The sequence below is a fragment of the Saccharopolyspora sp. 7B genome (assembly GCF_020177435.1).
Classification (GTDB): domain Bacteria; phylum Actinomycetota; class Actinomycetes; order Mycobacteriales; family Pseudonocardiaceae; genus Saccharopolyspora_C; species Saccharopolyspora_C gregorii.
Genome location: NZ_JAIUKC010000039.1, coordinates 1 through 8,684, shown reverse-complemented (window position 1 = coordinate 8,684; position 8,684 = coordinate 1). Strand labels below are relative to the sequence as shown.

The 8,684-nt window shown below is 74.6% G+C and carries 7 protein-coding genes; 3 read left to right on the top strand and 4 right to left on the bottom strand.

Features of this window, described 5'->3' with window-relative positions; all coding sequences use genetic code 11:
• Nucleotides 1–117: 117 nt before the first annotated feature.
• Nucleotides 118–1,431: a multidrug effflux MFS transporter gene (locus LCD33_RS08095; RefSeq protein WP_224977674.1), complete on the bottom strand. Its 1,314-nt coding sequence runs from the start codon at nt 1,429–1,431 to the stop codon at nt 118–120.
• Nucleotides 1,432–1,747: 316 nt separating this feature from the next.
• On the opposite strand from LCD33_RS08095, the gene LCD33_RS08090 reads away from it, so the two are divergent.
• Nucleotides 1,748–2,563 (top strand): RNA methyltransferase, encoded by an 816-nt coding sequence (locus LCD33_RS08090; protein WP_224968552.1) that lies wholly within the window; start codon nt 1,748–1,750, stop codon nt 2,561–2,563.
• A complete protein-coding gene (locus LCD33_RS08085; protein WP_224962341.1) occupies nt 2,560–3,174 on the top strand; it encodes a DUF2537 domain-containing protein in 615 nt (204 codons plus the stop codon). Before LCD33_RS08090 ends, LCD33_RS08085 begins: the two co-directional genes overlap by 4 nt.
• 106 nt (nt 3,175–3,280) lie before the next feature.
• Here LCD33_RS08085 and sepH read toward each other — a convergent pair whose 3' ends face one another.
• The 3 genes from sepH to LCD33_RS08070 form a co-directional block, all read right to left on the bottom strand.
• Nucleotides 3,281–4,210 (bottom strand): septation protein SepH, encoded by a 930-nt coding sequence (gene sepH / locus LCD33_RS08080; protein WP_224962343.1) that lies wholly within the window; start codon nt 4,208–4,210, stop codon nt 3,281–3,283.
• 263 nt (nt 4,211–4,473) lie between these two features.
• Entirely contained in the window at nt 4,474–5,613 is a 1,140-nt protein-coding gene (gene serC, locus LCD33_RS08075; protein WP_224968554.1) for a phosphoserine transaminase, read from the bottom strand.
• Nucleotides 5,614–6,074: 461 nt separating this feature from the next.
• Nucleotides 6,075–7,211, bottom strand: a complete 1,137-nt coding sequence (locus LCD33_RS08070; RefSeq protein ID WP_224962346.1) for a citrate synthase 2 — start codon at nt 7,209–7,211, stop codon at nt 6,075–6,077.
• Nucleotides 7,212–7,885: 674 nt separating this feature from the next.
• Here LCD33_RS08070 and pdxH point away from each other — a divergent pair.
• Entirely contained in the window at nt 7,886–8,548 is a 663-nt protein-coding gene (pdxH, locus tag LCD33_RS08065) for a pyridoxamine 5'-phosphate oxidase (RefSeq protein ID WP_224962349.1), read from the top strand.
• Nucleotides 8,549–8,684 lie beyond the last annotated feature (136 nt).

Below are 8,684 nucleotides of genomic sequence, written 5' to 3'. Positions count from 1 at the left end.
GGGGGGGGGCCCGGCCCCCCGCCCCCCCCTCTTGGCCGGCCCCCCCGCTTACCGGGCCTGGTGTCGCGGGGGGGGGCGGGGGGGGCCCCCCCCCCCCCCCCCCCCCCCGGGACAGGCTCAGCGCTCGGTGGCGGGGCGCTCGGCGGCAGGACGCTCGGCGGGGGCCGCGGTCGCTTGCCCAGCGGAGCTGGCCACCACCTCGGTGCGGGTCGTGCCGCGCCGACCCAGCGTCAGGAACACCACCGCGGAGGCGACCACGACGCCGAACATCACCGTCGCCATCGGCACCGCCGAACCGGTGCCGCCCAGGCCCACCAGCGGCGCGGCCAGCGCACCGACGATGAACTGGCAGACGCCCAGCAGCGCTGAGGCGCTCCCGGCCACCTCGCGGTTGTCGGCCAGCGCCAGCATCGTCGTGTTCGGCATGACGAAGCCCAGCGCCGCCACCATCACGAACAGCGCGCCCAGCAGGAACGGCAGCGGCAGGTCCAGCACCGCCGAGGTCAGCAGCACCGCGCCCGCCACCGACGAGACCAGCAGCGCACCCACCAGCAGCTGCGCCTCGGTGGCCACCCGGCCCACCAGCCGCGCGTTGATCTGCCCGGCCAGCACCAGCCCGATCGCGTTCGCCCCGAACGCGAGGCTGTAGGTCTGCGGCGACATCCCGTAGATGTTCTGCAGCACGAACGACGACCCGGAGATGTAGGCGAACATCGCCGCCATGCCCAGCCCGCCGGCCAGCGCGTTGCCCAGGAACGACGGCGCGGCCAGCAGCGAACCGAAGGTGCGGAAGGTGCTGCCCAGCCGCGCGGGCTGCCGCCACCGCTCCGGCTTCGTCTCCGGCAGCAGGAACGCCGCCACCAGCAGCAGCACGGTGCCGAACGCGGTCAGCACCACGAACACCCCGCGCCACGTGGTGTGCGCGAGCACCTGGCCGCCGATCACCGGCGCCAGGATCGGGGCCAGGCCCGTCACCAGCATCAACGAGGAGAAGAACCGCGCGGCCTCCACCCCGGAGTACAGGTCGCGGACCGCGGCCCGCGCGATCACCATGCCGACCGCGGCACCCGCGCCCTGCAACGCGCGCAGCGCGGCCAGCGCGTAGATCGAACCGGACAGCGCGCACAGCACGGACGCGACGATGTAGACGACGAGTCCGACCAGCAGCGGGCGGCGCCTGCCGACCGAATCGCTGATCGGCCCCGCGATCAGCTGGCCCAGCGCCAACCCGAGCAGCACCGCGGTCAGCGTCAGCTGCGCCTGCGACTCCGAAGCCCCCAGCTCCGCGGTCAGCTGCGGCAGTGCGGGCAGGTACATGTCGATGGACAGCGGCCCGAAGGCCGTCAGCCCACCGAGGATCAGGGCGAACTTGGTCTTGCTCCCCAGCCGGCGCTGCGCGCCGTCGATCGTGGCCTCCTCGGCGGTGGACATACGTCTCCTCATCGCTGGCCGCCGTCTCGTGCGCGCGGCGGCGGTGTCGGTGCGGGCGGCCGGTGAACCCCAGGTGCGGTCGTCGTCGTGCCGGGTCGCACGGCCACCGGGGATCGAGGTCCCGGCGCCGCGGCTCCCGCATCCGGCGTCCCGGCCGGGTCCGGATCGTGGTGGGCGACGACAACAGCTTGCTCTCTACAACTAACAGTGCGGAAGTACCCGTTATGCCCACCGCGCACGCTTCGCCGCTGTGACCTGGGTCATCGCCCGGCGAGATCGCGACATGCTGCCGGTCGGACCGGGGCCGAATGCGAAGATGCGTGCCGTGGCACGCGTGCACCAGGTGACCGACGTCGACGACCCGCGCGTCGACGACTTCCGGGACCTCGCCACCGCCGATCGCCGCCCGGACCGGCCCGGCGGGCGCGGACTCGTCATCGCCGAGGGCGTGGTCGTCGTCGAGCGGCTGCTGGCCTCGCCGTACCCGGTGCGCGCGCTGCTGGGCGTCCACCGCCGCATCGACGCGCTCGACGAGCCGCTCGCCGGGGTGGACGTGCCCGCGTACGCGGTGGAGCCGGACGTGATGAGCGCCGTCGTCGGCTTCCACCTCAACCGGGGCGTGCTCGCCGTCGCCGACCGCGCACCGGCCACCACCGCCGAGGACCTGATCGCCCGCTCCCAGCGGCTCGCCGTGCTGGAGGGCGTCGGCGACCACGAGAACCTGGGCGCGCTGTTCCGCAACGCCGCCGCGCTCGGCATCGACGGCGTCCTGCTCGGCGCGGGCTGCGCCGACCCGCTGTACCGGCGCAGCATCCGCGTCTCGATGGGTCACGTGCTGCGGGTCCCGTTCGCCACCTTCGACGACTGGCCCGGCGGGTTGCCGCTGCTCGCCGAGCACGGCTTCCGGACCGCGGCGCTGACCCCGCGCGCCACCGCGGCCCCGCTGGCCGAAGCCGGGCTCGACCGGGGCAAGGTCGCGGTGCTGCTCGGTTCGGAAGGACCGGGCCTGGCCGAGGACACCATCTCCGCGGCCGACCTGCCGGTGCGCATCCCGATGAGCCCCGAGGTCGACTCGCTCAACGTCGCCACCGCCGGGGCGATCGTCTTCCACGCGATGAGCGGGGCGAGATGATCGGGGCCGCGCAGCGCTCGCGGTGGGAGCTGCGGGTGCGCCGGGGACGTGCCGTGCTCGTCGACCGCCCGGAACGCGCCGGGGAGCGACCGGTCCGCGAGTACGACCCCGCGCGGCTCGCGCTGCCCGCGGAACTCGTCGAGGACCTGCACGAGTGGGCGCACGTGGTGGAGGCGGTGGCGCCGGACCAGGACATCGCGGGGGAGAGCTCGGCGACCCTGATGGCCCGCCGCGGCCGCCAGCTCGCCGCGCGGCTGGCCGCCGAGACCGGCGGCGAGGTCGGCTACTGGGACCCCGCGCGCGGCCGGGTGAGCCGGGTCCGCCGCGCGGGCCCGGTCGGCGCGGTGCCGGAACCGACGCCGTGGGCCACCGGCGGCGCCGTCGCCGTCGTCATCGCCGCGCTCGTCACCGTCTCGCTCGTGGTGGTGAGCATCGGGTTGGGCGAGGTGAACCTGCTGCTGGCGGTGCTGGTCAACGTCGTGGTGGTCGGCGGGTTCGCTCCCTCGATCTGGATCGGCCGCCGGTTGCCGGTGTGGCGCTGGGTCGCGTTCGGCGCGGCGGGCGGCGTCCTGCTCGCCTGGCTCGCCCTGCTGCTGTCCTTGCTCGGCTGACACGGCGCGGCGCGAGGTGGGCCGCCGCGGGACCGGACGTGCGGGGCCCGGACGTGCGACGGCCCCTCCGGCGCGGTGCCGGAGGGGCCGTCGTCGAGCGCTGGGGCTAGCGGTGCGAGCGGACGCCCAGCAGGACGTCCTCCCAGGACGGGACCATCGGGTGGTTCTTGCGGCGGCGGGCCGGTTCGGTCTTGCGGGCCGCCTCGTCCTCCACCGCTTCCAGGTCGTCCTCGCCGGCCTGCTCGGCCAGCGGTCCGGCTGGTTCCGGTTCGGCCGGCGCCGGTGGGGTGGTGTCCAGGTCCAGCGCGGGGATCGCCGGGGTCGAGGGCTTCGGCGGAGCGGGCGGCGGCGCGGTGTCCTCCGCGGCCGCGTCGACCGTTTCCTCCTCGGTCTCGTCCAGCTCCAACGCCTCCCGGGCGAGCGCCGTCACCGGTCGCACGGTCCGCAGCGGCCGGTTCGGCGACGGGTCCAGCAAGTCGACCGCGTGGTCGTCGAGCGGGGCGACGGTGCCGCCGTGCGCACCCGGGTGGAACACCCAGTGCGCCCGGTTCTCGGAGCGACCGGCCTGCCACTGCAACCGGACGACCCACTTGCCGTCCTCGCCGCGCCACGCGTCCCAGTCGGCGTCGGTGAGGTCGTGGCCGCGCATCCCGAAGGTGTGCGCGATGACCTCGCCGAGGGTCTGCACGTCGGGGCCGTCCTCGCGGACGGGGTGGGCGCGCTGCGAGCGCTCGGCGATCTGCGCGCGTTCCAGCAGGACGGGGTAGGCGTAGCGCTCGACCCGCTGCTCGGGGATCCCGGCCGCGGCGGCGACGTCCTGGACCGAGGCCCCGGCGCGGACCCGCGCCTGGATCTCGCGGGGGCGCATCTGCGCCTCCATCTCGATCTGGACTTGGCCCAGCCGGGTCAGGTCGCCGCGAGCGGCCGCCCGCAGCCGCTCGTCGGCGGGCACGGAAAAGCGGTCGCCGTTCTCCGGGTCCTCGCAGATGACGGTCTCACCGTCCTCGTCAAGCCCGACAACCCGCAGCGCGCGCATACGCTAGCCTCCCCGGTCGTTGTCACCAAGCTGTGACCGTAACCCGGCGTGCCCCCTTGACGGGGGAGCCACGCCGGGTTCGGTGTCGCTTCGTGACCATCCTCTCCCTACCCGATCTTGCCTGAACAGCGGTCGACATGCGAACACTTGACGAAATCCGCCGCAATTCCGATCACAGCAAGTGATCAAGAGCCAGTTCGGGTGACACGGATGTGCCGGTCGCCATGGTGCGGTGGCGACCAGGTCGGATGGGGGCGCCGCGCTCAGGTGAGCTGCGAGACCACCCAGTCGATGGACCCGGTGAGCTTGGTGACGTCGTCCGGCTCGACCGCCGGGAACGTGCCGACGCGCAGCTGGTTGCGGCCCAGCTTGCGGTACGGCTCGGTGTCGACGACGCCGTTCGCGCGCAGCGCCTTGGCGATCGCGGCCGCGTCGATCGAGTCGTCGAAGTCCAGCGTGACCACGACCTGCGAGCGCTTCGCCGGGTCCTGCACGAACGGCGTGGCGAAGCTCGACGCCTCCGCCCACTGGTACAGCCGCTGCGAGGACTCGCGGGTCCGGGAGGAGCACCAGTCCAGGCCGCCGTTGCCGTTCATCCAGTCGATCTGGTCGGCCAGCAGGAACAGCGTCGCCACCGCGGGGGTGTTGTAGGTCTGGTCCTTGCGCGAGTTGTCCAGCGCCGTCGGCAGCGACAGGAACTCCGGCACCCAGCGGCCCGAGGCACCGATCTCGCCGATGCGCTCGATCGCGGCCGGGCTCAGCGCGGCCAGCCACAGCCCGCCGTCGGAGGCGAAGGACTTCTGCGGCGCGAAGTAGTAGACGTCCACGGCGGACGCGTCGAACGGCAGCCCGCCCGCGCCGGAGGTCGCGTCCACCGCGATCAGCGCCTGCTCCGAGCCCACCGGGCGGGACGGGGGCAGCATCACGCCGGTGGAGGTCTCGTTGTGCGCCCAGCCGATCAGGTCGACGCTCGGGTCCGACACCGGCTCGGGGGCGTCGCCCGGCTCGGCGGAGACGACGATCGGGTCGCCGAGGAAGGGGGCGGCCTTGGCGGCCTTGGCGAACTTCTGCGAGAACTCGCCGTAGGTCAGGTGCAGCGACTTCTCCCGCACCAGGCCGAAGGTCGCGGCGTCCCAGAACGCGGTGGTGCCGCCGACGCCCAGCACGACCTCGTAGCCCTCGGGCAGCGAGAACAGCTGGCCCAGGCCTTCGCGGACCCGGCCGACCAGGGACTTCACCGGCTTCTGCCGGTGCGAGGTGCCCATCACCGCGGCGCCGTCGGAGGCCAGCCGGGCCAGCTGCTCGGTGCGGACCTTGGACGGGCCGCAGCCGAAGCGGCCGTCGGACGGCAGGAGCTCGGCGGGCAGCTTCAAGGTGGTCGGGTCGGTTTCGGCCTGCGTCATTCCGGCGCCTCCGGGAGTTGTCGAATCGGCTTGCCCCGCGGCTGCCGCGCCCAGGCCGGGCGGGCCCGCGGGTGGACGACGGGGTTCGGCGGACCCCGGGTCGCCTCGGGTGGACCGGCGCCGTTGCCGGTTCGGGGCTCGATGCGTGCCGCGGCTACGGGTCGGATCGGTGAAATCCCGCCGCGCCGCGGTTGCCGGAGCCGTGGGGCAACTTACTGCGCGGGCGGCTCTTTGGCCAGCAACCCGACCGCGCTGTGATCGAAATCAGTGCCTGTGACCAGGCATTTCGCTCAGGGGGGCGCGGTGCCCCGCCGTGCCCGCCCGGGTGCGCGGCGTCGCGTTCCGGGGAGCGCGCCGCCGTGCCGCCCCAGCCTACCGAGCCGGGCACGGTCCGTGATCACCGGCGGGTGCTCGGTCACGCTGGGTGGCCCGCGCGGTGCGGCACCGCGCGGGCCCCGGGATCAGACCGCGGCGACCGGCAGCGCCGAGACGGAGTCCCAGCCCTCGACCTGCTGCGGGGAGCGCGGCTCCGGTCCGACGTACTGCGCCGACGGGCGCACCAGCCGCCCGGTGCGCTTCTGCTCCAGCACGTGCGCCGACCAGCCGGCGGTGCGGGCGCAGGTGAACATCGCGGGCATCATCGAGGTCGGGACCTCGGCGAAGTCCAGAATCACCGCGGCCCAGAACTCCACGTTCGTCTCGATCTGCCGGTCCGGGCGCCGCTCCCGCAGCACCGACAGCGCGGCCCGCTCCAGCTCGGCGGCGGCCTCGAAGCGCGGCGCGCCGAGCTGCTCGCAGGTGCTGCGCAGCACCCGCGCCCGCGGGTCCTCGGCGCGGTAGACCCGGTGGCCGAAGCCCATCAGCCGGTCGCCGCCGTCCAGGATGGACTCGACGACGCGGCGGGCGTCGCCGGTGCGCTCCGCCTCGGCGAGCATCGGCAGCACCCGGGCGGGCGCCCCGCCGTGCAGCGGGCCGGACATGGCGCCGACCGCGCCGGACAGGCTGGCCGCCACGTCGGCGCCGGTGGAGGCGATGACGCGGGCGGTGAAGGTGGAGGCGTTCAGGCCGTGCTCCGCGGCCGACACCCAGTAGGCGTCCAGCGCCTGCACGTGCGCCGGGTCCGGTTCGCCGCGCCAGCGGGTCAGGAACGCTTCGGTGAGCGTGGTGGCCTCGGCGATCCGCTCGGCGGGGACCGCGGGCAGTTCGGTGCCGCGCGCGGACTGGGCCACGTAGGACAGCCCGAGCACGGTCGCCAGCGCCAGCTGGTCGCGGGCGGCGTCCTCGGTGATGTCCAGCAGCGGTGCGAAGCCGTGCGCCGGGGCGAGCATCGCGATCGCGGCCTGCGCGTCGGTGCGGACGTCGCCGGTGCGCACCGGCAGCGGTGCGCCGCCCGCGTCGGGCAGGCCGCGGCCGAAGGCGCCGTCGACGAGCAGCTGCCAGACGTCGCCGAACGAGACCTTGCCCGCGAGGTCCTCGATGTCCACGCCGCGGTAGCGCAGCGCGCCGCCGTCCCGGTCCGGCTCGGCGATCTCGGTCTGGAAGGCGACCACGCCCTCCAGGCCGGGGCGGAAGTCGGTGCCGTCGGTGCTGGTGCCCATGGTTGCCTCGTCTCCTCGTTGAGTCGTTCCGGTTGCCGCGCACCTCGGGGGCGCGCGGCGGACGTGGCGGGGTGCATGAGCACGAGTGCGATCGGTCGCCGCCTGTGCTGCGCGGGTAACAGTGCACCCGCGCCGCGGCCGCGGGCAATCGGTGCGGGTCGCCCCGATGGCGAAGATCACACGGCGGAACGGGGCCGGAGCTCGTGACGATCCCGCGAAACCGGTGCCGACCCGGATCAATTCCTGTTTCGACGGGTTCACCCGCGGCTCGTCCCCCGCGGGGGTCCGGCGAGTTCCGGGTGCGCGGCCCGGCCTGGTGCGCGAGGTCGGCCGGGGCGCGAGGTCCGGCGGCCCGCAACACCACCCGGAAGCACCAGCCGGCCACCCGGAAGCGTTGGCGTCCCTTCCGCACGGCGACCCGCGGGCGGCGGCCACCGGTCGAACCGGACGAACCGGCCGCGGTTCCGCGGCCATTCGAGTGTGCCCGCTGTCACTGCATCGTTTGCGGAATCGATCGTGGCGTCCCCGCTGGTTCGGCCCGGGTTCCCACTCCGTTTACCGTCGTAGCGGTGCCGTGGCGCGGTCCGCGGCGACCGCGTCGACCGGGCGAGCTCGTATCCTCCGGCGCCGTCGATGAACAGCACCACCAGTCGGGTCAGGGAGGAAGGGAACGGATGTCCGAAAGCACCGTGAGCACCGGCACTTTGTCGTCCATGCGGGTGTCCTACGAGGCGGGTTCGCTGCACGAGGCGGTGCTCGCCGAGACCTGGCACGAACAGCTCCGGATCTGGTTCGACGAGGCCGTCCGGGCGGAGGTGCAGGAGCCGAACGCGATGGTGCTGGCGACCGCGGACGCCGACGGGTACCCGTCCTCGCGGACCGTGCTGTGCAAGGGGTTCGACGAGCGCGGCCTGGTGTTCTTCACCAACTACACCTCCGCGAAGAGCCACGACCTCACCGCGACCCGGGTGGCCGCGGCGACGTTCCCGTGGCTGGCGCTGCAGCGGCAGGTCAACGTGCGCGGCACCGTCGAGAAGGTGCGCGCCGAGGAGACCGCCGACTACTGGGCGGTGCGCCCGCGCGGGTCGCAGCTCGGCGCCTGGGCCTCCCCGCAGTCCCGGGTCGTCACCGGGCGGGAGGCGCTGCAGTCCGCGCTCAACGGCATCGAACGGCGCTTCGGCGACAACGCGAAGGTGCCGGTGCCGCCGCACTGGGGCGGCTGGCGGATCGTCCCGCAGGCCGTCGAGTTCTGGCAGGGCCGGCCGGACCGGCTGCACGACCGGCTGCGGTTCCGGCGCGGCGACGATCAGTGGGCCGTGGAGCGGCTGGCTCCCTGATCCCGCCGGTCCACTGCGGACCGGAGGCTCCCTGGCGGGGGGGGGGGGGGGGGGGGGGGGGGCCGCCCCCCCCCCCCCCCCCCCCCCCCGGCCCCCCCCCCCCGGGGGCGCGGAGCCCCACGGCGCCGGGGGCGGC

Excerpts from the sequence above, each read along its gene's own strand:
- LCD33_RS08070 (WP_224962346.1), bottom strand. The coding sequence starts at position 7,211 with ATGGGCACCAGCACCGACGGCACCGACTTCCGCCCCGGCCTGGAGGGC.
- LCD33_RS08090 (WP_224968552.1), top strand. The coding sequence starts at position 1,748 with ATGCGTGCCGTGGCACGCGTGCACCAGGTGACCGACGTCGACGACCCG.
- pdxH (WP_224962349.1), top strand. The coding sequence starts at position 7,886 with ATGTCCGAAAGCACCGTGAGCACCGGCACTTTGTCGTCCATGCGGGTG.
- LCD33_RS08095 (WP_224977674.1), bottom strand. The coding sequence starts at position 1,431 with ATGTCCACCGCCGAGGAGGCCACGATCGACGGCGCGCAGCGCCGGCTG.
- serC (WP_224968554.1), bottom strand. The coding sequence starts at position 5,613 with ATGACGCAGGCCGAAACCGACCCGACCACCTTGAAGCTGCCCGCCGAG.
- sepH (WP_224962343.1), bottom strand. The coding sequence starts at position 4,210 with ATGCGCGCGCTGCGGGTTGTCGGGCTTGACGAGGACGGTGAGACCGTC.
- LCD33_RS08085 (WP_224962341.1), top strand. The coding sequence starts at position 2,560 with ATGATCGGGGCCGCGCAGCGCTCGCGGTGGGAGCTGCGGGTGCGCCGG.